Origin of the sequence: Sediminibacterium sp., assembly GCF_030695065.1 — a bacterium.
Classification (GTDB): Bacteria; Bacteroidota; Bacteroidia; order Chitinophagales; family Chitinophagaceae; genus Sediminibacterium.
This window is the reverse complement of sequence record NZ_JAUYTR010000023.1, coordinates 514,548-538,791: the sequence shown is the minus strand read 5'-3', so window position 1 is coordinate 538,791 and position 24,244 is coordinate 514,548. Positions and strand designations below refer to the sequence as shown.

Below are 24,244 nucleotides of genomic sequence, written 5' to 3'. Positions count from 1 at the left end.
AAATCGATAAAACATGATGAATTATTACTATTGATTGGATGCAAACAAAGATATCTTTCGCAAATAAAACCAATCATTAATTCAATAGTAGAATGCAAGAGAAATTACTGAAATTATTGAAAACTTGTTCCAACTTAATCATCTTAATTTTATTAATATTATTGATATCAAGTATGTTACTGGGTACTGGTCATTTAATAGTATTATTTTATCAGGCAATTGCATCACCAGATCCCTATTATTTCTTAATCAATATTGAAGATTTACATATCGTATTTAGTATTCTGCTAATCATGTTAGTAGGACATGAATTATTTAAATCAATAATTCTTCTGCTTAATCATGAAAACATACCAGTTAAATCAATTTTAAAAATTGCTGCAATTGCAATGGCTAATAAAGTAATTACACTAGATATCAAACATATGAATGAATCAATGCTATTAGGGCTTAGTGCTATCTTATTATCTATTGGCATTGCTTTTTTCTTTTTTAATAAAGAAAAAGAAGCTTAAAATATTAAGGCAACTACACCATTCAAATGAGCCATTTAAAACAATCAACACTTTTATTCTTTTTTGTATTTGCATTACAATTTTGTTATGGTAATTCAGATACCCTTTTGCTACATAACGGAACCCTAATAAATGGCGAGGTAATTAATATTACTAGTTACACAGTATTATTTAGGTACAAAAACGAAAAAACAGAACAACAGATTAGTAAATATGCTATTGAGAAAATTCATTTTGAATCAGGAAGAAAACAGTGGATTTCAACAAAAATCATCATCAATGGAGAATCAGACTGGGAGAAAGTTTTAATTCTTGAAGACAAAAATCAAAATTCAGGTTTAATACAAGTATCAAGTATAAGAGCGCACACAAAGTTCATCAATTTACACACTGCAAATACAAGCGATATAAAGGTATCCGAGAAATTACAAAGGGAAGCAGCTAAATTAAATTGTCCTTTTATACTAATTAATTATGAAAGGGAAACTGTATACAATGGATTAATAAAAAGCTGGGGAGCAATTCAAGAAATTAAAAAAGCATTTTGCTACAAATATTAATTAAATAAAAATGAAAAGAAGTATTATTCACCTTTTAGTTGTGTTGGCATTTTCAAATTCAGTTAATGCGCAAAGTTCAAACAAATATATTGATGCGGGTGGCAATAGTGTACAATATCAATACATCACTACATTCGATTTAAATAAACTAAATAAGATACTTAATGCTGAGTTAAGTGAATTTTTGAATGGATCTTCTATGCCTTTTACTAATTTTAAAGGCACATTTACTCCTCCAAAATATCCAGTTAAATTATACAGGGTAAAATACAATTCCGTAGTACCTGAACTCAATAATTTACCTACTATTGCCTCAGGGTTGGTTGCGATACCTGAAACTGGAAAAGATTCAATGCCCATTGTTTCATATCAACATGGAACAGTATTTGGCAAAACACAGGTTCCATCTTTTCCAGATGAGTCTATGGAAACTAAAATGATGATTGCTGTTTTTGCTTCTCAAGGTTATATTGTTACTGGAGCAGACTACTTTGGCTTAGGTATTTCTACACTTCCGAATTCATATTTAGTTAAAGAGAGTAGTGAGCAAGCTTGTTTAGACATGTTACTAGCTGCAAAAAATGTACTAACGGCAAATAAAATAAAACATGGTCCCTTATTTGTTCACGGCTGGTCTCAGGGTGGTTGGACCAATATGACTTTCTTAAGAAGGCTAGAATCATTAAATATCCCAGTTGCCGCTGCTGCTTCAGCAAGTGCCCCACTAGACGGAGCAGTTATTGTAAACAGATGGATGAATAACTACCAACCAATTGATGCAGTATGGTTGCCAGCTTGTGCAACCAACTTTATTTTTGCAAAAGATCAATATAATTTTCCGGGAATTGCAGCCAGGGCCATAAAGCCGGAGTTTTATCAAACAGCTAAAGATTTCTATGAGTTTAAAATTGATTGGCCAACATATCATGCAAAAACCAAAGACAAAATTCAAGAAGTGTTTAATCCAGATTTTATGGCTACTGGTAATATTGCAAATGATCCATTTTGGAAATTACTAGAAAATATGCAAGCTTATAGATGGAGATGTCGTACACCATTAATTAATTATTACGGCGAAAGTGACGAAGTGGTTCCGGTATATATTGCTAGGCTGGCTGAAGGATTCCATCAGGTTTTAGGTGGTGGAAATACAAAAGCTATTTCTGCAGGGCTTAAAGCAGATCATAGAGCCACTTATATTTATTCAGTTATTCATGCTAAGCCATGGTTTGATTCATTCATGAAATAATCAAATATATATCTGAAGCACTTTATCAATTCTTAATTAATTATTTGAAAGAATCTAGCAATAGGATCTAATAGGTAACTCTTGTACTTGGTATCGCTAAATTTCAAATTGCCCAACCTTGCTATAGAGTAAATGTATTCTTTTAAAGACACTTGTTTAGCAGGTTGCATTGGGGGTATTGTAATTTCTTGACCCATTGATAACTTAATTAAAATCGATGGAAAATTAACCCCTGCTTTAACAAAAGAGGGAAGAACGGATGCCCAAAAACGTCCATTTATTTCCAATATGTAAACTTTGTTAGTTTCTGCATTTCTTCTCATATCTACACATGCAACACCATTCCACTTTAATTCTTTCATCATTCTGCCCACTAACTCGATTACTTCATCATCATCATGGTATTCAAGTGTATCGTTACTATAAAAGTTTGCACCAGTTTTTATTGGAGATTCTTGAATAGTATAACAAACAAGCTCTCCTTCTTTACATATAACATTACAAGTAACATCTGAGCCAATAATAAAAGGTTGCAGTAGAAAATTAGAAAGGTTATCACGATATTCTTCAATCAAATTGCTTAACGATTGACGATTAAGTACTTTCTGAATCATTCTTCCACTAGTCATTCTTACTGGTTTCAATAAAAGTGGGAAACCAACAGAATTAATTAATTGCTCTTGTTGTTCACTATTATCTAATGTGGCAAATGGCGGACATGGGATTCCTTTAGCGGTTAAAAATTTAGCTAAATTAAGTTTATGAATTCCAATATCAAAATTAATAGGATCCGTCCCTAAAACGCAAGGAGCATATTTGGATAACTCTTCCTTATGTAAGGTTACCTCTCTAATTTCTAGCTCATCATAAGGCATTATAAAATTAATTTCACATTGCTTTATAATTGTAATAATTTTTTCTTTTAATGAATCATTTTCCGCACTATAATAAAAGGTCTTCTTTACAAAACATGAGTATTTAGCAGCATTTTTAGTGTTATGAGTTAGCAGAAAGAAATCAAATCCTTCATTACGAAGACACGCAAGTACCCCTAATGCAATATTAGAATCATACCCTATAAGCAATATGTTTTTTTGAATTGAACTCATCAATCAAAATTAAATTAAAGAAATTATTTAAAAATTCCTAAAAATAGGGGCTATAGTTTAGTTTGCTCCATTAATAGATAATCATCAGATATTATAAACATATGAGTAGAATAAGGATTATACTTATTAAGCATATATATTAACGGCAATACTTTAAGTAATGCCTTCATTTGTAAAAGTTAAACCTTTGAAACCAAATTTAAAAAAATCAAATTTGTTCTGAACTAAGTTCTATAGGAATAAAGTTAACTAGCTGGATTCTGAAGGGGCTTATGATATTAAGTATCTTCAAGGAATATTGAAAAGAAACTATTGAATTGTAAGTAAATAATTTTATTTAACAAAGTTAATGCGCCAATAATGAAGAAAGTATTAATCGCAAGTCTAGATAATTGGGATAGTTGTGCAGAAATTCCCTATATATACAAAAAAGCAGGTTGTATAGTGCACGTATATTGCATAAAAGATGGTTGGCTTCAAACAAATAAATTTCATGATAAATGGATTGAAGCACCCTCAAATAAAGAATTATTTTTAAAAGTATTTATTGAAATAGTTAACTCAAATGATTATAATTTAATTTTATTAACCGATGAACCCTTATTAAAGATTCTGAATGAAAAAATTGACAATGAGGAGTTATTCATTAAAGTTATGCCACTTATAAAAATTGAGAATAGAAAAATGCTGAGTTCTAAAATTGGATTCTCAGACTTTTGTATTTCCAATGATATTCAAACACCTAAATATGCCGTTTATCAATCAGAAGGAGATATTGAAAATATTATTAAAAACTTACAATTCCCACTAATTAATAAAAATGAATTTAGTTGGGGAGGTACCAATATGTGTATTACCAATTCAAAGTTGGAACTATTAGATTTACTTAACAAATCAACAGTTAATCAACCAATTTTGTTTCAAGAATACATTGAGGGTGAGGAAATAAGAGTAGATGCTTATTACTTTAGGGGAGAATTAATAGTATATTTTTGTGCTAAAGTTTTAAACTACGCCGATAATAGGTTTACTTACAATACAAGAAGGGTATATTATAAAAATCCAGAAATTAAAACACATTTAATTGAACTAGGTAAAAAATCTGGAGCAAACGGATTTGCAAACATTAACTATATTCATGAACCAAAAACAGATAAATACTATTTAATTGAAATGGATTTGCGCACAAATTCATGGTTAGCCTACAGTCAGTATTTGTCGGAAAATAATTTTATCACCGGAATAAGAAATGTAATCAGTAACAAAGAAAAAGCAAATCCTACACCGGAATTATTTAAAAACAATATAGAAATAGCATTATTTTACAAGGATTTAAAAAGAATTTATTGGCATAAAGATCTTAAAGGATTATTTAGATGGATATTTAATATTAAAGGATACTGGAAATTTTTACCATTATATGATTTAAAATTATCAAAATTGATTTTTAAAAATTTGTTTTATGAATTTGTAACGCATAGAATTCAAACAGCTTTTTCTAAAAAAACGGTTAAACGATAATAATATAATCATTTAGTTTATAGATGATATAACATACTTTTAATGGGATTGAATAATTTTAATTTAAAGAATAAAAATTTTCTTGCGTTACTAGTAAATGTGATTATTTCTGGTTTTAGCGTAATCACAATGTCTTTATTATTCCGATCTTTTTCAAAAACTGATGCTGGAACATGGTTTTTTTTTCTAAGTATCCAAGGACTGGTTGAAGCAATAAGAACCGGATTCTTAAATACTGCAACCATTAAGTTTTATGCAGGGGCAGAAAAAGAGCGAGGCAAATCTGTATTAGGCTCAGTTTGGGTCATTGCTATTGGTATTACTTTGTTAGTAGTAGTTATAAGTGCTATTTTATACTTATTAATCCCGTTAATAAATAATTATCAGGTAACCATTGTTGCCAAATGGCTTGGCATTACTTTCATAAGTTCACTACCATTTACAGTTCCTATTTGGATTTTGATGGCCGAAGAAAACTATATCAAAATACTTTGGCTAAGATTAGTTAATAACTTTTCAATGTTAATAATAATTGCAGTATTAATATTCCTAAACAAGATGACATTAAACAATATGTTGATCTTAAATATTGCAACCAATTTATTGACAGGACTATTCTGTATTTTCTTTAAAACATTTCACATTAAAACAATAGCCAATAGTAGTAGAAAAATTTTACTTGAGTTGTATAATTTCGGAAAGTTTACAGTTTCAACTAGTACAAGTATTATGTTTTTTAGAATTAGTACTACATTCATCATTACCTTCTTTTTAGGACCAATAGCTCTTGCAGTTTATAATTTGCCAGGAAGATTGATGACAATTATTGAAATACCACTTGGCAGTTCACTAGGTACAGGAATGTCATCAATGGCAACAGCACTAAACAAAAATGATGAAAAACAGTTCCTTTATATTTTTAAAAAATATGCAGGTCTATTAACATTTGCAATTATTCCAATTGTACTGGGAGTAATTATTTTTGCTGACTTAGCTGTATACATTATAGGAGGTCAAAAATATGTTGGAAGTGAAGCTGCAAATATCCTCAGGATCATGATTTTCTTTTCGCTATTATTTCCCATTGACAGATTTAATGGTGTAGCATTAGATATGCTTCATTTACCTAAAGTTAATTTTCAGAAGGTATTACTAATGTTAGGAGTCCATATTGTTGGAAGCTTTATTGGGATTCTATTTTTCAAGAGTCTTTACGGAATTGCCTTTTTTGGTCCATTCACTGTAATATCAGGAGTATTATTTGGCTATTATGCGCTTAAAAAGCGGATAAATTATACTATCAAAGAAATTATCATAATAGGCTGGCAAGAGACCAAGGATATATTTTTTAAAGTATATGTGGAACTAAAAAAGCAATTTTAGTTATCTAAGAAGAGTGTCCAAATAATCTAATATTTTACTATCGGCATCCATACAAAACTTACGTGCGAAAAATTTATCTGAATCAATTAATTTAACCGCATCATTCAAATTTAATATTTTTGGATGGGGGCTTTTATTTTCAAAAACTATATATCGCAAATTATCATTTATAATAGTTTCTTTTAGGTGAGAGTTTAATAAAATTGTTTGAAAAATAATTTCATCTACTCCCCAGGTATACTTAAAGAAATGCGTAATTTTTGGATTCATTTTTAAATAGTCAAGAACATATTTTATACAATCAGGTGTTATTACAAACCAACTAGAACTACCATAAGGTTCTAGATCAGTAGGAAATTTTCTTTTGGGGAAAATCCAATTCGTAAGTTTTTGTATTGAATGCTTAGCCGGAATATTCCAATCACCTAAACAATATTTTGTAAGTCTTTCCTTAGAGTTATGCCATTCATTATAAATTGAAAGAGATTGAATGAATGATTTTCCTTTATTTTCGGATAAAAAAGATTCAAAATCTTCTATTTTTTTCAAAGGATAATCTTGACCGCTCAAAAGATTTATATGGCTGTACTCAATTTTACTATTGATAATTTCTTCAAAGCTACTTAGTATAGCTTTTACCATTGTATAATTACCCCAATTAATAGAAACTCTGTTCTGAATATAAAAAATATTAGGGTTGTTAGATAAAAAAACGAATTGATTAATATCTACTTTTTTATCTACATGAACATAGATATCAGCATTAATTGAAATTAACTTCATTAAAAGCCTTTCAAATTGCAAAGGACTTTTGTGAACAAAAATTAGATGAGCAATACGCAATTTATATTTCTTAATTTAAGTAGCAGTTAACTAGTAAAATTAATCAAATGTGTAAATACTTAATCCAAATATAACTATAACTAATAAGCGTTTTTTTTATAAAAAAACGTCATTCTTGTTTTAACTAAGTCTGTTTTTTACAGCCAAAGTAATGAAGCTTATTGAGGTATCTAAAAAATATAAAAACCAAAACACAATTCCACTCAACTTAAAACCATCTTCAATTATAAAATCAGAAGAATAAAATGTGTCCATGAAAATGGAGGCTGCTAGTAAAAATCCCGCAATAAATATCAAATTAAAATTAGTCTTGAAAACAAGTTTCCAGAATTTTAAAATGAAATATCCAAATGAGAGCATGTAAATTATGTAAACAACTTGCTCATTTACACCCCTATGTGCCGACTCATCATGCAGCATGAACACATCATCTACTCCCAAAACAAATGAGAAAAAGCAAAAGAACCTCAAGTATTGAATATTCATACCATCTCCTGCTAAACGTTTAAGTAACATAGAACCCAATAAGCATATACTTACTGCTCCAAACCAGAAAAAGATTCCTATTTGAGATACAAATCCAATATACTTTGGTTTTAACGAAATTGCATTAGGGTCTCTTGTTAGGTCTTCATAGGGTATTCCTCTATACTGATGTATAAATTCAGTAGCTGCTAGAACAAGGGCAATAATAGCTAAACCAATTATAATGTAATATTTACCCTTGCGAAAATTCTGATTAATAGAAAAAAAAAGGTTCATGTATTATAAGAGTTTGTTCTAGACAAAACGTACATCTATAACATTTATTTTATGACGCGTCCGTTTGAAAATAGCTTGTAGTTATAAATGGAACCTAAGTGCTACGCAGAAATACATTCAATAAAAAGGGTTTATGCATTTTATTGCATAAACCCTAAAATATAGTCTTTTCGACTGTGGGCCCACCAGGGCATGATCCTGGGACCCCCTGATTATGAGTGGTATAATCCCTATTCCATTGACTAACATTAGACTGCATCCATTTGTAATGGAATTCAATTCCGTGGAAAATCTTCCTTGCAGTAATACTGATTTGCACAAATCCTTGCGTAAAGCCTTGCATAATTAATAGAGTGCTGAATTGATCTCTAATGTTGATTCCAAGTCCATACTGGCCAAGTAATACATCGTTACAGTAGAATTACTATGGCCTAGCATCTCGCCAATGATGTCATTAGACTTGCCTGCCCGTTTTAGGGTAGTTTCATAGCAATCTCTAGCACTTTCAGTGGCACTGATAAGTTTAACCTGTTGGAAATCTCTGCCAGACTTTCGTTAATTTGCTGGCCCATTTTATGACTCTTATTGTTGAAAGTACTCTCGCTATATCCCTCAGATAGCTTACCGTATAGAGATAAATCCTATATTTAAATAAAGAAACTCTCTACAAAATATACCGTACACGTTACTTGAAGTCATACAAAAAAATGCGTATTTATTGTTTGTTCATATCTATTATATCCATGCAATTGTTAAAAGCACAATTGCCTGTTATACAATATGACTCAGGTAAAATAACAATCAATAGTATTGCTGTTTCAAAATCAACACCTAAATCTACATTAGAAGAATTATTAGGAAGTAAATCTTGGTCTGGTAATTTCGCGCATATAGGTGATCCTATTACAGGAGATCGTTCAAAACAGCCTTTTAGATATACCTATATTTTTAAGGATCTAGGTATTAGCTTAGGTTGGTATAATCGACCACCCCAAAATTTAGAATGCACATTTGTAATACAAAAAAGTAAAGTTGATCAAAAAAGAAGAAATGATAAAATAGTCGCTTTTCCTGGTAAAGTATTTATTGGTTCTTTATTATTTGATAAAAATTTACATTTAAAAAACTTTGAAACTGAATCGAATTTTAAAATCATTGCAATCAATAAGGGAACGCCAGCATCTCCTTTCACATTAATCAGCTATCAAAATACTTTACTCAAATGTTATTTTGATACCGATGGTTATTTACTTATGTTTGGAACATATTTATAATTTTATTCTTCGCTAATTTTTAAGGAGTCCATCTTACTATTATTTTTTTACTGCCTCACCTCCATTCCTTCTTTTCCTTCAAAAACACAAAACATGGCCAGAACTTGGCCGAAAAGAAAAAACCACCTATGAAACAAATCATAAGTGGTTGATCGTCAAGTGGGCCCACCAGGGCATGATCCTGGGACCCCCTGATTATGAGTCAGGTGCTCTAACCAACTGAGCTATAGGCCCGAAGAACATTACTGTTCTTTAAGGGGAGCAAAAATAATGATTTGAGGTTAATTTTGGGTAGGATTATTTTTCTTTTTAAATATTCAGCCAAATACGCTTTTATAAACGCCCGAAAACCCATTCTCCTTCCATAGATTTAAAAATTAGCCAGCTCCCATCAATTGCCATTATAGCCACATCTTCCTCTTCTGGTAAAATTGCTTCAAGATTTAGTATAAGTAAATCATACAAGTTTATTTTAATAACGGGGTTCATTCTAATATAAAATAAGAAAACAGCCTGATTATTCAGCAATAACCGAGCAATGATTTCTTTAAAAACTCCTATATAATCATTGGATTTAGAACAAAATTTTTCCAAATCAGGCAAATATCGCAATGGCAGCATACTCGGATACTTCAAATAAAGCATTTCATGAACCCAATATTTATCTCCAATTTGTATTACAGATCTAGAAAAAGAAAAGCTAGACCAAGGATCTTGATTCAGCTTTTCTATCCAAAATTCATATTGAGAGTCTGCTATTACATCTAGGTATTCTAGTTCCCAAACACAATTGCCATCCTTAAGTAATTGTGCAATTGCTAGCCACCAGGTAACTAAGAATGAACTTTGCTTATCAACAGCTATTTTATTGAAAAGTCGTTCCTTTTTCAATAAACTACTTTGCTTATCGTTGTCATTCATTCAAGTGAAATTTACCTGAATGTAAACAATTAATTCTTTAAGAAGCAGTAATACAACAACCTGCTTTGGGTTCTTTTCCAATACCGGCTCTATCTAATATACACTCAAGTGGACAAAACTTAGTAAATGAAGACTGTAATAAATTCAGCCCTACAAAAGCTGCCAGTAATAACCAATTGATATGTACAAAATAAGCGAGTGATATACTGGTTAAAACAAAAGTACCAGCTACTGCCCTTACTATTCTCTCTTTCATATTATTTTATTTAGTTGATTTTTCTACTGGTACAACAAATGCCCTAATGGGAAACTGGTTGTCTTCAGACTGAGCATTATATAATTCAATCAATTCAATTACTTTATCTGCTGCTGAAGTGGTACAAAAGCTAAAAATAAAAACTGAATCATATTTATTACCATCATCAGAACCAAACCAATCGTCTAACAAATAATCATCAGGACTATTCTTTACACCGATAGTATCGGTAACGCTAAAAACAGTGACTGCTGCGTCTTTCAAAATTTTTTCAACAGACTTACTGTATTCTTTTACTGCTGTTATAATAAGTAATTTCATAAGTTTTATTTTACTTTATTGCGCTTCATTTTATAATAAAGCAATGGCACAACTAATAAGGTTAAAAATGTAGAAGTGATGGTTCCTCCCATTAAAGAAATAGCTAAGCCTTGGAAAATTGGATCAAATAGAATGATAACTGCTCCTAATACTACCGCACCAGCGGTTAATAGAATAGGTGTTGTTCTTACTGCACCTGCTTCAATTATTGCTTGCTTTAATGGAATTCCTTCCTCTAATCTGATATTGATAAAGTCAATTAGTAGTATTGAGTTTCTGACCATTACACCAGCCAATGCAATAAAACCAATCATAGAAGTAGCAGTAAAATAGGCATCCATTAACCAGTGTCCTAAAATGATTCCAACCAAGCTTAATGGTATTGCTGCTAACATAACCAATGGAACAGTAAAGTTTTGAAACCAACCTACAATCAACATATAAATAATTAAGATAACAGCAGCAAATGCAATTCCTAAATCACGGAAAACTTCATAGGTAATTTGCCATTCTCCATCCCATTTCAATGAATAGTTATCTTGAGTTTCTGGTTGTTGTGTGTACTCTTCTTTTAACGTATATCCTGCGGGAATTTTTAATTGTGGAATACTATCAGACATTCTTGAAATGGCATAGAAAGGGCTTTCTAAACCACCAGCCATATCAGCCATTACATACACTACTTCTTTTTGATTTTTTCTGAAAATACTTTTCTCTTTAAGTTGTCTGTTTACATTTACAATATCTCTTAATGGTACAACATTCCCTTGCATTCCAGTAACAGTTAATGCCAATACTTCATTTACACCAGATTTATCTTCTTCTTTAAGCTGCAATTTGATGGGGACTTGATTATAGCTATTAGGTGAACTAATTACTCCCACTGGCATTCCTGAAATTCCTCCTGATACAATGGCATTTACTTGAGCTGTAGCAACACCATACCGCATCGCCTTCTCTTTATCTACAGTAAACTTATATTCGTATTGGTCATCTTCTACCATCCAATCTGCATCAACAACATCAGTGGTACTCCTAAATAGTTTTTCAATTTGGGCCGCAATTTTAAATTGCTCTTGATAATTAGGGCCATAAATTTCTGCAACCAAAGTTGAAAGTACTGGAGGTCCTGGAGGTACTTCTACTAATTTTACGTTAGCATGATATTTTGCAGCTATTTTCTGAATAGGTGCACGCATTTGCTTAGCAATATCATGGCTTTGAATAGATCTTTCTGTTTTATCTACTAAGTTCACTTGTATATCTGCTACATTATCGCCTCTTCTTAAATCATAATGCCTTACTAATCCATTAAAACTGATTGGTCCTGCTGTTCCAATATATCCCTGATAATTTTTTACCATGGGCTGCTTTGCAATATATGCAGCTATTTCTCCTGCAACAGTATTGGTCTTTTCTAAAGTAGTTCCCTCAGGCATATCAATCACCACTTGAAATTCATTTTTATTATCGAAAGGCAACATTTTAACTGCTACAGATTTTGTATAAAACAGTACCATACTGGCTAATAAAACCACAACAGTTCCTGAAATAAAGGCCCAACGTTTCCATCTAACTTCTAGCATGGGATGTATAAAAGATTTATAAATTTTATAAATTCCAGAAGCTTCCAAGCTAGTATGTGAATGATTGTCTTTAGTACCGTCTTTCTTTTCTTTTTCACGTAAAAAGATATATCCTAAGTAGGGGGTTAAGGTAAGCGCTACTATTAATGATAATAACATTGCTATAGAAGCTCCAATAGGCATAGGACTCATATATGGACCCATTAATCCTGAAACAAATGCCATCGGAAGCACAGCTGCTACTACCGTAAATGTGGCTAAAATGGTGGGATTACCTACCTCATTGATTGCATAAATAGCTGCTTGCAATGGTGGCAATTTTCGCATTTTAAAATGCCTATGCATGTTCTCTGCAATAATGATGGAATCATCTACAACTATTCCTGTAATAAATACTAGTGCAAACAGTGTAATTCTATTTAGTGTATAGTCCATTGCATAATAACTAAATAGTGTTAATGCAAAAGTTACTGGCACCGAAAGAAAAACGACTAATCCACCTCTCCATCCCATTGCGAGCATTACAAATAAAGTAACCACCACTATTGAAATAAATAAGTGAAACAATAATTCTGATACTTTATGTGAAGCAGATTCGCCATAATTTCTGGTAGCAGTTACTTGTAAGTCTGATGGTATTAGGTCTTTTTTTAGATGTTCAATTTTTGATAATACATTCTCAGACAATTTCATTGCATCTGCGCCTCTTTTCTTAGCAATTGCTAGGGTTACTGCAGGATATGCAGACTTGTATTTTTTTAACCCGAGGGTATCGGCATTGCCGTATCCATAAAACACATACTGATTGGCAGTTATAGGAGACTCTGTAACATTGGCAACTTGCTTTAAATAAACAGGTGAACCCCCATTCATCCCTATTACTAGTGAAGCAACATCTTCTGCAGAACTTAAAAAGTTTCCTGTTAATACTGAAAATGCTGAATCATTTTTATAAAATGAACCGCTTTCACTTTGTGTATTGGCCCCACCTATTGCTTTTGATATCGTTAAAAAATCAACCCGATTAGCAGCCATTAATGATTTACTGAGTTCAACCTTAATTTCTTTTGATCTACCGCCAATGATATTTATATCGGCAACGTCATTTGATTTTTTTAATTCGTTAGAAAGTTCTTGTGCTATTAGTTTTAAACGATGGTCGTCGTATTGCTCTCCCCATAAGGTTAACCCCAATACAGGAACATCATCAATTGCCCTTGTTTTTACTAATGGCATGCTAACACCCTGGGGCATTTTATCCATATTCTTCATGATCTCACTGTACAGCTTTACCAGCGATCTTTCTACATCTTCGCCTACTAAAAATTGTACAATCAACATGGATTGTCCACTCATTGAAGTAGAATAAACATATTCAACCCCCTTTATATTAGAAATCACTTTTTCTAATGGAGCAGAAACTTTGGTTTCTACTTCTTTGGGGCTAGCACCAGGATAGGCAATAAAGATATCTGCCATTGGTACTTGAATTTGAGGCTCTTCCTCTCTTGGCATCAGCATAGTGCTGTATCCACCAATCAATAAAAATGCAACCATTAATAAAATGGTAAGCTTAGATTGCAGAAAGGCTTTTGCTATATTACCTGATAATCCTTTTTCCATTGTATAGTATTTTTTTAGCCTTTTTTTATTTTACGAATTTGATAGGGGCACCATTGTATAATTTACCATCAGCGCTCAAAATAAATTGTTCACCAGCTGAAAGCCCTGAAAGCACTTCAACTTGACCAGCTTGTTTTTTACCTAATCTTACCCATCTTAGTAGAGCAGTATTTTCTGCTGTTGCAGTATATAATCCAGTTAGCTGGTCTTTGTATACAATACTATTTTCTGGAACAGTTACTGCATTATTTTCAACAGTATGAATAGATGATTCCTTTATAGGTATTTCTATATTTACATACATACCTGAATACAGTTTTTTCGTTTCAGCTGTAGGTAAACTTATCTTAACAACATATTGACCACCGGTAAATTGAGAAGAAGTATTAATTTGAACAATTTTACCAATTAGCTTTTTTTCAGCAGCATTAATAGTCATATCTACTACATTACCTACAGCAATAGAAGAAATCATATTCTCAGGTACTAATGCACTTACTTGAAGATTTCCTGTTTGTTCCAATGTTAAAACAGGCATACCTGGGCTAGCTATACTTCCTGTTTCAGCTAATTTTTGTGAAATGACTCCTGCAAATGGAGCAGTAACTGTAGTGTATGATAAATTTGCATTTACTTCATTTTTCATTTGCTTCATGACCTCCAAATTGGCTTGAGCCGATTTATATTGAAGCGTAATTTGTTCCAATTCTTTTGATGTTGCACTCTGCTGTTTATATAATGCAGTATACCGCTCATAATCTTTCTTTGCAGATTGCATTGCAGCATCTGCTTGAGCTATCATAGCTCCAGTTTGCGCTGTTTTGGCTTTAATATCTGCAGCATTAATGGTAAATAATACTTGCCCTGCTTTAACTTGATCGCCTGCTTTTACACGCATACTTGTAATGGTTCCCATTACTCTTGTTGAAATATTAGCAGACTGTATACCTTCCACTTGGCCTGTTACTTCAATTTTTCCATTTGCAGACTTTACTCCAGCACTTGAAACTTTCACTTCAATAGGCTTATCAATTACAGTGGCAGTTTTTTGTTCCTTTTGACTACAAGAACTTACTGTAATGGTTGCAATTAATGCAATAACAGATAGTGTTTTTAGTTTGAAATTCATTTTAATACTATTTAGAAATTATTGTACTGTAGTTAAAAAATCATAATAATTAATTGCAGAATATTCTGCCAACTTTGCTTCAGCTTGCATCAATTTTTGTTGCGCTAATTGAGTTTGTGCCAATAAAATATCATTGGTGCTTACCAACCCTTGTTGATACCTATTTTGTAGAATACGCAAGGCTTCTTCGGCTTGCTCAATAGATTTTTGCAATTGTCTATATTTATATTGAGCATCTTTAAGATTACGTAACGCACTTTGTAATGCTACTTGCTCTTGGTCTAGTCTTGAATTATACTGCTCTTTCAGTTTACTCTTTTCAATTATTTGAGTAGCTGCTTTATTTTTAGTTTGATTCCCTTTTAAAATATCCCAAGACAGTTGTACACCAGCAAAATAAGAACCAGCATTAAAACCCAAGGCTTTCTTATCATTCAACTGATAATTGGCAAAAGCATTCAACCTTGGTAACCAACTCATTTTGGTTCCTTTAATAGAAATATCATAAATGCCTAATCCGGTTTCCATTGCTTTAAAATCTGATCTGTCAGTAGGAATAGTTTTCACCATTGTAGTAGGTAATGCTAAAACTAATGTGCTTGTTACATAAACAATGCCTTTTGGCTGATTCATCAATAAACCAAGTTGATCTGATGCTGATGCAATTTTAGATTGAATATCATTCAACTGAGTTTCTACATTTTTAACTTGTACTTCCACATTCAACAAATCCGATTTTTGCATCAATCCCTGATCAAATCTGTTTTTTGTAAAGCTGTAAATAGATTGGACTGTTGCAAGTGCAGTTTTAGTTACCGCTTCTGCTGAATATAAAAATTGAAGATTCAAATACACTTGTGTAACCTGAAGTTTCACTGCTTCAGTAGTTCTTTTTGTTTGTAACGCTATAACTTCTGTTTGCTTTTCTGCTGCTTTTCTCATGTACAACATATCCATATTAATAATGGGTTGTTGAAGACTAAGCTGTGTTAAATAGTTAGGAGTTGCGCCAGGGTTATTCAGTAAAGCAGGATTAAAATCGGCTGCTGTTACATTGGCTTGTTGCAACTTAAAACCAAAAGCATTCAATGGATTATTGGTATTCATTGCAGTGTAAGAAAGATTTAATTGGGGCAACCAAATAGCTTCTGTTTGCTTAAGATTAGCTCCTGCAATCTGCTCATCAATTTTTGCCAATCGTATTTGTTGATTGGCTTTTTGCGCTAATTCTAGGGCTTCATTTAGTTGTATTGAAGTAGGAGATACTTGTGCTTGAGTTGAAAAAAATGATGCACTAAATAATAAAATAACCGCTAATACCTTCATATTTCTTATTTAAGAATACAAAAGTAGACCAGCAAAAACAGGCCATGAGTAACATATGTAACATTGATGTACTCTTCTTTTAGCAATAAAGCATTTATATTTATGCTCAAGAAGCTAGATTATGAAAAATAGAATGCTCCATACATTAATCCTATCAGTTTGTACGTTTTTTTCCTTTGCACAAAACAATCAACTAAACTATAAAGTATTGATTGGCACTTATACTAATGCAGGAAATAGTGAAGGAATTTATTATTATCAATTTAATGCAGATGGTTCATCAAAAGCAATAAGCAAGCAAAAAGCAGAAGAGCCCTCTTTTTTAGTTCCTTCTACAAATCATCAATTTATTTATTCAGTAAATGAATTAGGAAGAGGAAGCGGATCTGTTTCTGCATTTGCGTTCAATAAAACAACGGGAGAATTTAAATTACTAAACACTGTTTTGTCAGGTGGAGACCATCCTTGCCATATAAGTACCGATCGTACAAATCGCTTTGTTTTTGTTTCTAATTATTCTGGAGGAAATTTAAGTGCTATAGCTATTAATAAAGATGGAAGTTTAAGCAATGAAAAACAAACTATTCAACATGTTGGAAGCAGCACAAATAAATCAAGGCAAGAAAAAGCGCATGTACATTCAGCTGTTTTATCTCCAGATGAAAAATATTTAGTGGTTCAAGATTTAGGTACCGATGAAATTGCTGTTTATGCGGTTGATTTAAATAATCCAACCAAACCTTTATCAGAAAATCCTGTATCAGTGTTTAATTGTAATCCAGGAGATGGACCAAGACATATTAGTTTTCATCCCACTAAACCCTTAGTATATGCTGTTCAAGAGTTAACAGGATCAGTTACTGTATTGTCGTTTAAAAAGGGGAAACTAAAAAAAATGCAACAGATAAATATGTTTGATAAGGTGACCGATAAAAAATCTGGTGCTGCAGATATTCATTTATCGCCAGACGGAAAATTTTTATACGCTTCCAATAGAGTAGATTATAATGATTTAGCTATTTTTAAAGTTGCTTCAAATGGTTTGCTGGCTTGGGTTGGATCGCAGTCTACTCTTGGATTAGCACCACGAAATTTTGCCATTGACCCTACAGGAAATTTTTTATTGGCAGCCAATCAAAACAGCAACGAAATAGTTGTATTTAAGAGAAACAAGACTACAGGATTACTCAATGATACTGGAAATAGAATATCAGTTGGAAGACCGGTTTGCATTCAATTTGTGCACTAGGGGTTCGTTTGATTATTCGGACCTTGATTGTTTGGCTTTGAATTGTTTGGTCTTGGCCTATTTGGGCGAGGATTATTTCTATTTCCCCCACTTTGATTAGGTCTTCTATTACCCATTGATTTCTGATTGCGAGGTGCATATTCGGGTGCTGCACCAAATTGTTCTGGAACAACTAGCTTATCTACCTGCTTACCTAATAGTGTTTCAATTTGTGCAAATTTTCTTTGCTCTGCTTCGCTAATAAAAGTAATAGCAGTTCCAGATGTAGCAGCACGAGCGGTTCTGCCTATGCGGTGGATATAATCCTCCCCATCATTGGGCACATCATAGTTAATGACTAATTCAATTTCTTCTATATCTATGCCTCTACTTAATATATCTGTTGCAACTAAAATCTTCAATTTTCTATTTCTAAAATCTTGCATTACTTGCTCACGCTTGTCTTGCAATAGGTCAGAATGAATTTCTTCAACAGAAAATTTAGCCCGCTTTAACTCTGAGCTTAGCTGCTTAACATTTTGTTTCTTAGAACAAAAAATAATTACTCTAGTATAATCACTGTTGTTCAGCACATATTTTATCAGAGGTATTTTTTGTGGTTCATATACAACAAATGCCTGTTGTGTTATTTGCTCTGGCGGTTTTGAAACTGCAATATTAATTTCAGCAGGATTTTGTAAAAGCTTTCTTGCTAAATCACGCATTTTAGATGGCATAGTTGCAGAAAACAATAAATTCTGTCTTTGCTTTGGTAGAAAAGAAATGATCTTCATGATATCATCATTAAAGCCCATGTCTAACATTCTATCGGCTTCATCTAATACCAAATATTTCACTTCTTGCATTTTTACATAGCCCATATTTAAATGAGCAATCATTCTGCCTGGCGTACATACTACCATATCTACCCCACTGCTTAATGCTTTTTTTTCTGCGGTAAAAGAATTTCCATCACCACCACCGTAAACTGCAATGCAACTGATATCTGTGAAATAACTTAAGCCTTCCATTGTTTCAGCTATTTGTATAGCCAATTCTCTGGTAGGCACAATTATTAAAGCGTTAATATGATGCGAAGAATGTTGCTGTGTAAGCATCTTGTGAACAATCGGCAATAAGAATGCCGCTGTTTTACCTGTGCCCGTTTGCGCAGAAGCAATGATGTCTCTTCCTGCTAAAATGGGTTGAATCACTTGCGCTTGAACCGGAGTGGCCGTTTCATAGCCCATGGCATCAATCCCTTCTAATAATCTTTCCTCTAAACCTAGTTCTCTAAAATTCAAAATAATAATCTGTTAATGTAATGATCAGGAACTGAGTTTACGAACTTCTTCGTGCAATACATCTTTAGCTAGTTCAAAATATTTTTTGAATAACTGAAGCGATGGCTCTATCGTTTCCAACTTCTCCTGTTTTTTGGCATTTACCTCCATGGTATTCGCCAATGTATGCATATCGGGAACGCGAACCACCGACAATGATGATTTTGCATAGTGTGCAGATTTGTATAAATTATCCCAATCTTCTGCTGCTAAATCATCTTGCATTTTCTGTATGCTTTCTGGCATACTTTCTAAAAACATATTGATAATAGTAGTCTTATATTCGTTATCCCCCTCTGCCAATTCATTCAACATATCTAAATCTACCGCTACTGTTGAAACCGCTTCGGGCATTTTTACACCAAAATTGGCATTACTAGGCTTCGTTGGAGGTGGTGCATTAAAAATTTCATCCAGCGTTTTATAAAGAGACTCTAATCCAAAAGGCTTGGCCAAACAGGCATTCATTCCCATACGAGTGAATTTATCTCCCTCGGCTCTACTGCTCCAACCAGTCATTGCAATGATGGGAATGGTCTTATTGATTTCTGCTCTAATAATCTGCGTAGCTTCAAATCCATCCATTTCTGGCATATTGATATCCATCAGAATAAGGTCGTAAGGCTGTTGCTTTAGCATTTCAATTGCTTCTAAGCCATTGCCCGCTATATCAAAAGTGGCTCCTGTTACGTTTAATGAATGTGTAATCAGCTTTTGATTTACAAAATCATCTTCTGCTATTAAAATCCTCTTACCCTTTAAGAAATCCGTGTTCATCAAGTGCGTTTTTGCTTACTACGAGGCCTAAATATAAAATTTATATACCGTTCTACCTTGAATTTTGTAAAAATGAGGGCCTTATTCTTGTTTATTGACTAATTTTTAACCAATCAGTTGGATTCATTTTGACTATTTTTGCTCCCTTGCAAGGGGAATAATCTTGCAATCAACCAAAATGAAAAAGATATTTTTATTATTTACGGTGCTGGTTGGTCTGGGCGCCGCAGCTCAAACTACCGAAACAAAGAAAAAAGATTGGAGCAAAATTGACTTAAGTGGACGCCCCAAAGATCATTTTATGATCCAGTACGGTGCCGACAGTTGGACAGGAAGACCCGATAGTGTTAGAACAGGTAATGGGTTTAGTCGTCACTTCAATTTTTATGTGATGTTTGATAAGCCTTTCAAAAACAACAAAAGAATGAGTTTGGCTTATGGAGCAGGTATTGGATCTAGCAATATCTTTTTTGATAATGTAAATGTAGATATTAAGTCTACTGCTGCTAGATTGCCATTTACTATTGCAGATAGTTTAAACCATTTCAATAAGTCTAAATTGACCAATATTTTCTTGGATATACCTGTAGAATTAAGGTATTACAGCAATCCAGAAAATCCAGCCAAGTCTTGGAAATTTGCCATTGGTGCTAAAATTGGTACCTTACTTAGAACACATACCAAGGGTAAAAATCTAGTAGACAAAAACGGCCAAACTGTTTATGGAAACAGTTTTGTTCAAAAAGAAGTTGCAAAAAAATATTTCAATGGAACAGCCATTGCTATAACTGGTAGAGTAGGTTATGGTATCATAGGTTTACAAGGAAGTTACCAAATCACTTCTGTTTTAAAAGAAGGCGTTGGCCCTTCTATGAACAGGTTTACTTTGGGGATTTCTATTAGTGGACTATAAACAGATCATTTGATAGAGAAAAAACAACTCATCTCCATTGAGGAGAAAGCAGTACTGGTTGGCGTAATCCTAAAGGACCAGACCAATGAGCAGGCAGCCGAATACCTAGACGAATTAGCTTTTTTGTCTGAAACAGCTGGTGCAACTACAGTAAAACGTTTTACACAGAAGTTGGCACATCCTGATAGTAGAACTTTTGTAGGAAAGGGAAAGCTAGAAGAAATTAAACAATATCTAAACGGTAAAAATATTACCCTTGTCATATTTGATGATGAATTAACCGGCTCTCAAATTTCTAATATTGAGAAAGAGCTGAATGTAAAAACCATTGACCGAAGCGATTTAATCTTAGACATATTTGCTCGAAGAGCAAGAACAGCACAAGCTAAAGTACAGGTAGAGTTAGCACAATACCAATATTTATTGCCTCGCTTAAAAGGAATGTGGAAACACTTAGAAAGACAAGGAGGTGGTATTGGTACAAGGGGCCCTGGTGAAACAGAAATTGAAACAGATAGACGTATCGTAAAGGATAAAATTTCATTGCTTCGCAAACGATTAAGTGAAATAGATAAACAATCTTTTACTCAACGCAAAGAACGCGGAGAATTTATTAGAGTTGCCCTTGTTGGTTATACCAATGTGGGTAAGAGCACGCTTATGACTGTTTTGAGTAAGAGTGAGGTATTTGCAGAAAATAAGTTGTTTGCAACATTAGATACTACCACACGTAAAGTGGTTTTTGAAAATACGCCCTTCTTATTAAGCGATACGGTAGGCTTTATTAGAAAACTGCCACACCATTTAGTAGAGAGCTTTAAAAGCACGCTAGATGAAGTGAGGGAGGCAGATATATTGTTACATGTGGTAGACGTTTCACATCCACAATACGAGGAACAAATTGGGGTAGTGAATAAAACCTTACAAGAGTTAAAAGCTTTTGATAAACCCATGCTCACCATTTTTAATAAAATGGATTTGTATGTTCAAAAGAATTTTGACGAGTGGCTAGAAGATTCAGTTAAAGAAGAAATCTTAAGAGATTTAAAAGACAAATGGGATTTAGCTACTAACGGCAACTGTGTATTTGTTTCAGCTACTGAAAAACAAAATTTAGATGCCCTGAGAGATCTTATATTAGAGAAGGTTAGAGAAATGTACGCCATTCGTTATCCCTACAAAACAATGCTTTATTAATTGGAAGAAGCAGCATTCAGTTGGATTAAAGTTGCCGATTACGCAAGCGAGCTACAATGGCAAGACAACCAAATGTGCATAGTTGAAGCAGATGGGAAAAAGATTACCCTGGCGTTGAACAACAAAGAATTGTTTGCATTTGCGCATAAATGTCCACATGCAAGTGGAATTATGGCTAATGGATTTATAGATGGTTCCGGTAATGTGGTTTGCCCTTTACATCGATATCGTTTTTCCATTCAAAATGGCCGTAATACCAGTGGGGAAGGCTATTTTTTAAAAACCTACCCCGTGAGAGAAAACGAAAACGGGGTTTTTGTGGGTTTTAAAAAAAGCTTTTTTAGTAATTTCTAGGGTATTTTTTTTGAAAGTATAGAGAAACCCCTATTTTTGCAACCCCGAAAGGGGAAATTCCTCCTTAGCTCAGTTGGTTAGAGCATCTGACTGTTAATCAGAGGGTCTCAGGTTCAAGTCCTGAAGGGGGAGCAATTTCAAAGTAAAAGGGTTATACTTTAATAGTATGACCCTTTTTTATTATTTGCTTTGCAGCATTAGTATTTCCCCATTTAGCCATCTCGTAAAGTATTGGCATCAAAGAAGTTCCTGCTGCAGTAAGCTCATATTCAACACGAGGGGGTAACTCTTTATATTCTTTTCGTTTAATCAGTCCAAAAAATTCTAATTCTTTGAGTTCATTAGTCAATACCTTATTGGAGATAGCTGGTATTAACTGGTTGAGCTTTCCAAACCTAATTGATCGATCTCCTATAACATTGAGTATTATTGGCTTCCATTTTCCTCCAATGATACTCATGGCTCTTGTTACCGGACAACTAAGCGGGTTGGAGATAAATTTTGCTGAAGAATTTGTAGTTACCATTTGGTTACTTGTATTTACTATTTTAGTTACAAAAATACACTATCGATTGTAGTTTTGTCAAAACAAATAATATGAAACAGATATTTGCATTAGGAATATTATTATGTAGTATGCAATTTTCCATTGCACAAAAGCAGGTAGTACTTGGCAAACAGGTGTTTGAATTACATAATGTAACAGGTTCAGTTATTAAATTTCAAGGAGAAAATGTCCTTAAAATCGAGAGAGATTTGCAATCATTACCATTTGATGCTAATAGATTAGAAGCAACTGTGGATGAAAAGCATTATGCAAAATTGGTAGGACTAGATGATTTTGAAAATGGGACTATTGAGGTTAAGATGTATAGTCAAATCCAAGACCCATCACCTTTTCCTGCAGCTGCTGGTTTTATTGGCTTATATTATAGAATTGCTCCAAATGATTCAGCATTCGAATCCATTTATTTGCGACCAAAAGTTGGTAGAGCAACCAATCAAATGTTTAGAAACCATGCTGTTCAATATTTCTCATATCCTAATTTTAAATTTGAAACATTGAGAAAGAATTATCCACCTGGTTCTTATGAAGGTTCTGCACCGGTTGCATTGAAAGAATGGATAACAATGAAAATTGAAGTTAATGGTGAAACAGCAGAGATGTTTATAAACAATATGAAGTATTCTTCTTTTATCGTTGATAAAATGTTGGGTAAAGTTAAAAAAGGAGGAGTTGGTCTTTATGTTGATATTGCAACAATAGGATACTTTAAGGACTTGAAAGTAATAAAAAGACCCTTAAAGGCTCCATCAAAGAAAGAGGAAAAACAGGATGGGATTTAACCTCCTGCAATTTCACACGATGACCAACTCTTTAATTTTCAGATAATTACAACCTTAATCATCGGCTTATAACTGCATCTTTCGTCTTTAAGGGGAGCTACACAATATAAGAGGTCATTTTTGACCTCTTTTTCTTTTCTACCCTTTACTAAATTCTTACTGGCATTGATTAAGACCCTCACTGGTAAGTTGAAATTTATAGTTGCATCTAATAATAATATCCATAAAGAATCCAAACATTTAATTAAATTAGGATTCATGAATAGTGTAACAAATAGAAGCATACTCTCTTTTTTCATCAAAAACTTTGTGTTGTCAGGTATCTATATCTACGGAATGGTGGTCATATATTTTTCAAGTATAAATATTGAAGGTTTACTAATTGGATTTTACCAAATGGCATTTACAATCATTCATATTATTATATTGCTATTATTAATGATCATTAAAGCTCCAAAATCAAAAGAATATAATAAAGCATTGCTATATTATGTGGCAGGAATTTTAGCAGTAACTATTTGTGGCTGGTCTTATGTCAAAATAAGCATCCTATTAAACTGGCATTTCTAATTATTGTTCCCATAATATTAAATGAACTAACTAAATGTTTTATAATAAAATAATGTCCTTTAGATAAGAGAAAAGCTGCATCTTTCGTCTGTAAGGGGAGCTTAAGTGTGAAAGCCATCATTTCTGATGGCTTTTTC

Annotated in this window: 24 protein-coding genes and 2 tRNA genes; 13 read left to right on the top strand and 13 right to left on the bottom strand. The window is 32.9% G+C overall.

All coding sequences use genetic code 11. The features are described from left to right. The first annotated feature begins 92 nt into the window (after positions 1-92). From Q8S25_RS13180 to Q8S25_RS13170, 3 genes are read left to right on the top strand one after another with little or no spacing between them, the layout of a single operon-like run. The gene (locus tag Q8S25_RS13180) at positions 93-515 is read left to right on the top strand and encodes a phosphate-starvation-inducible PsiE family protein (RefSeq protein WP_305538511.1); all 423 of its coding nucleotides are present in this window, start codon (positions 93-95) and stop codon (positions 513-515) included. Positions 516-541: 26 nt separating this feature from the next. After that, positions 542-1,075, top strand: a complete 534-nt coding sequence (locus tag Q8S25_RS13175; RefSeq protein ID WP_305538509.1) for an LA_0442/LA_0875 N-terminal domain-containing protein — start codon at positions 542-544, stop codon at positions 1,073-1,075. A 10-nt stretch (positions 1,076-1,085) separates the two neighbouring features. Continuing rightward, entirely contained in the window at positions 1,086-2,324 is a 1,239-nt protein-coding gene (locus Q8S25_RS13170; protein ID WP_305538507.1) for a S9 family peptidase, read from the top strand. A 32-nt stretch (positions 2,325-2,356) separates the two neighbouring features. Here Q8S25_RS13170 and Q8S25_RS13165 read toward each other — a convergent pair whose 3' ends face one another. After that, on the bottom strand, positions 2,357-3,433 hold the full coding sequence (locus Q8S25_RS13165; protein ID WP_305538505.1) for an ATP-grasp domain-containing protein: 1,077 nt from the start codon (positions 3,431-3,433) through the stop codon (positions 2,357-2,359). A gap of 360 nt (positions 3,434-3,793) precedes the next feature. Here Q8S25_RS13165 and Q8S25_RS13160 point away from each other — a divergent pair, with 360 nt between their 5' ends. Further along, positions 3,794-4,954 carry a hypothetical protein gene (locus Q8S25_RS13160; RefSeq protein ID WP_305538503.1) on the top strand — a complete coding sequence of 387 codons (1,161 nt, stop codon included), beginning with the start codon at positions 3,794-3,796 and terminating at the stop codon, positions 4,952-4,954. A gap of 42 nt (positions 4,955-4,996) precedes the next feature. Continuing rightward, positions 4,997-6,337: an oligosaccharide flippase family protein gene (locus Q8S25_RS13155; RefSeq protein WP_305538501.1), complete on the top strand. Its 1,341-nt coding sequence runs from the start codon at positions 4,997-4,999 to the stop codon at positions 6,335-6,337. On the opposite strand, the gene Q8S25_RS13150 is transcribed toward Q8S25_RS13155, so the two are convergent. Both Q8S25_RS13150 and Q8S25_RS13145 read right to left on the bottom strand, forming a co-directional pair. Beyond that, positions 6,338-7,180, bottom strand: a complete 843-nt coding sequence (locus tag Q8S25_RS13150) for a beta-1,6-N-acetylglucosaminyltransferase (RefSeq protein WP_305538499.1) — start codon at positions 7,178-7,180, stop codon at positions 6,338-6,340. 120 nt (positions 7,181-7,300) lie between these two features. Then, on the bottom strand, positions 7,301-7,942 hold the full coding sequence (locus Q8S25_RS13145) for a hypothetical protein (RefSeq protein WP_305538497.1): 642 nt from the start codon (positions 7,940-7,942) through the stop codon (positions 7,301-7,303). A gap of 749 nt (positions 7,943-8,691) precedes the next feature. Between Q8S25_RS13145 and Q8S25_RS13140 the strand changes: the two genes are divergently transcribed. Beyond that, complete coding sequence (locus tag Q8S25_RS13140) at positions 8,692-9,216, top strand: hypothetical protein (protein ID WP_305538495.1); 525 nt, start codon at positions 8,692-8,694, stop codon at positions 9,214-9,216. A 160-nt stretch (positions 9,217-9,376) separates the two neighbouring features. Here the strand turns inward: Q8S25_RS13140 and Q8S25_RS13135 are convergent. The 7 genes from Q8S25_RS13135 to Q8S25_RS13105 form a co-directional block, all read right to left on the bottom strand. Next, positions 9,377-9,450 (bottom strand) — tRNA-Ile (locus Q8S25_RS13135). A 99-nt stretch (positions 9,451-9,549) separates the two neighbouring features. Beyond that, positions 9,550-10,137 (bottom strand): hypothetical protein, encoded by a 588-nt coding sequence (locus Q8S25_RS13130; RefSeq protein WP_305538493.1) that lies wholly within the window; start codon positions 10,135-10,137, stop codon positions 9,550-9,552. A 37-nt stretch (positions 10,138-10,174) separates the two neighbouring features. Then, positions 10,175-10,393, bottom strand: a complete 219-nt coding sequence (locus Q8S25_RS13125; protein ID WP_305538491.1) for a DUF2892 domain-containing protein — start codon at positions 10,391-10,393, stop codon at positions 10,175-10,177. A 6-nt stretch (positions 10,394-10,399) separates the two neighbouring features. Beyond that, the gene (locus Q8S25_RS13120) at positions 10,400-10,714 is read right to left on the bottom strand and encodes a hypothetical protein (RefSeq protein WP_305538489.1); all 315 of its coding nucleotides are present in this window, start codon (positions 10,712-10,714) and stop codon (positions 10,400-10,402) included. A gap of 5 nt (positions 10,715-10,719) precedes the next feature. After that, positions 10,720-13,923, bottom strand: a complete 3,204-nt coding sequence (locus Q8S25_RS13115) for an efflux RND transporter permease subunit (RefSeq protein ID WP_305538487.1) — start codon at positions 13,921-13,923, stop codon at positions 10,720-10,722. A 25-nt stretch (positions 13,924-13,948) separates the two neighbouring features. After that, a complete protein-coding gene (locus Q8S25_RS13110; protein ID WP_305538485.1) occupies positions 13,949-15,052 on the bottom strand; it encodes an efflux RND transporter periplasmic adaptor subunit in 1,104 nt (367 codons plus the stop codon). Positions 15,053-15,070: 18 nt separating this feature from the next. After that, positions 15,071-16,378, bottom strand: coding sequence for a TolC family protein (locus tag Q8S25_RS13105; RefSeq protein WP_305538483.1), 1,308 nt, complete (start codon positions 16,376-16,378; stop codon positions 15,071-15,073). 121 nt (positions 16,379-16,499) lie between these two features. On the opposite strand from Q8S25_RS13105, the gene Q8S25_RS13100 reads away from it, so the two are divergent. Continuing rightward, the gene (locus Q8S25_RS13100) at positions 16,500-17,627 is read left to right on the top strand and encodes a lactonase family protein (protein WP_305538481.1); all 1,128 of its coding nucleotides are present in this window, start codon (positions 16,500-16,502) and stop codon (positions 17,625-17,627) included. Here the strand turns inward: Q8S25_RS13100 and Q8S25_RS13095 are convergent. Together Q8S25_RS13095 and Q8S25_RS13090 are read right to left on the bottom strand one after the other, a co-directional pair. Continuing rightward, positions 17,624-18,910 carry a DEAD/DEAH box helicase gene (locus Q8S25_RS13095; RefSeq protein WP_305538479.1) on the bottom strand — a complete coding sequence of 429 codons (1,287 nt, stop codon included), beginning with the start codon at positions 18,908-18,910 and terminating at the stop codon, positions 17,624-17,626. The genes Q8S25_RS13100 and Q8S25_RS13095 overlap by 4 nt on opposite strands. Before the next feature lie 24 nt (positions 18,911-18,934). After that, on the bottom strand, positions 18,935-19,726 hold the full coding sequence (locus tag Q8S25_RS13090) for a response regulator (RefSeq protein ID WP_305538477.1): 792 nt from the start codon (positions 19,724-19,726) through the stop codon (positions 18,935-18,937). A gap of 178 nt (positions 19,727-19,904) precedes the next feature. Between Q8S25_RS13090 and Q8S25_RS13085 the strand changes: the two genes are divergently transcribed. The 4 genes from Q8S25_RS13085 (at position 19,905) to Q8S25_RS13070 (ending at position 22,322) form a co-directional block, all read left to right on the top strand. After that, positions 19,905-20,639, top strand: a complete 735-nt coding sequence (locus Q8S25_RS13085; RefSeq protein WP_305538475.1) for an outer membrane beta-barrel protein — start codon at positions 19,905-19,907, stop codon at positions 20,637-20,639. A 9-nt stretch (positions 20,640-20,648) separates the two neighbouring features. After that, complete coding sequence (gene hflX, locus Q8S25_RS13080) at positions 20,649-21,836, top strand: GTPase HflX (RefSeq protein WP_305538473.1); 1,188 nt, start codon at positions 20,649-20,651, stop codon at positions 21,834-21,836. Next, positions 21,837-22,190: a Rieske 2Fe-2S domain-containing protein gene (locus Q8S25_RS13075; RefSeq protein ID WP_305538471.1), complete on the top strand. Its 354-nt coding sequence runs from the start codon at positions 21,837-21,839 to the stop codon at positions 22,188-22,190. Positions 22,191-22,248: 58 nt separating this feature from the next. Next, a tRNA-Asn gene (locus tag Q8S25_RS13070) sits at positions 22,249-22,322 on the top strand. Positions 22,323-22,341: 19 nt separating this feature from the next. Here the strand turns inward: Q8S25_RS13070 and Q8S25_RS13065 are convergent. Continuing rightward, positions 22,342-22,650 carry a helix-turn-helix domain-containing protein gene (locus Q8S25_RS13065; protein ID WP_305538469.1) on the bottom strand — a complete coding sequence of 103 codons (309 nt, stop codon included), beginning with the start codon at positions 22,648-22,650 and terminating at the stop codon, positions 22,342-22,344. A gap of 137 nt (positions 22,651-22,787) precedes the next feature. Here Q8S25_RS13065 and Q8S25_RS13060 point away from each other — a divergent pair, with 137 nt between their 5' ends. After that, entirely contained in the window at positions 22,788-23,537 is a 750-nt protein-coding gene (locus Q8S25_RS13060) for a hypothetical protein (RefSeq protein WP_305538467.1), read from the top strand. A gap of 165 nt (positions 23,538-23,702) precedes the next feature. Then, complete coding sequence (locus Q8S25_RS13055) at positions 23,703-24,107, top strand: hypothetical protein (RefSeq protein ID WP_305538465.1); 405 nt, start codon at positions 23,703-23,705, stop codon at positions 24,105-24,107. Positions 24,108-24,244: the final 137 nt, after the last annotated feature.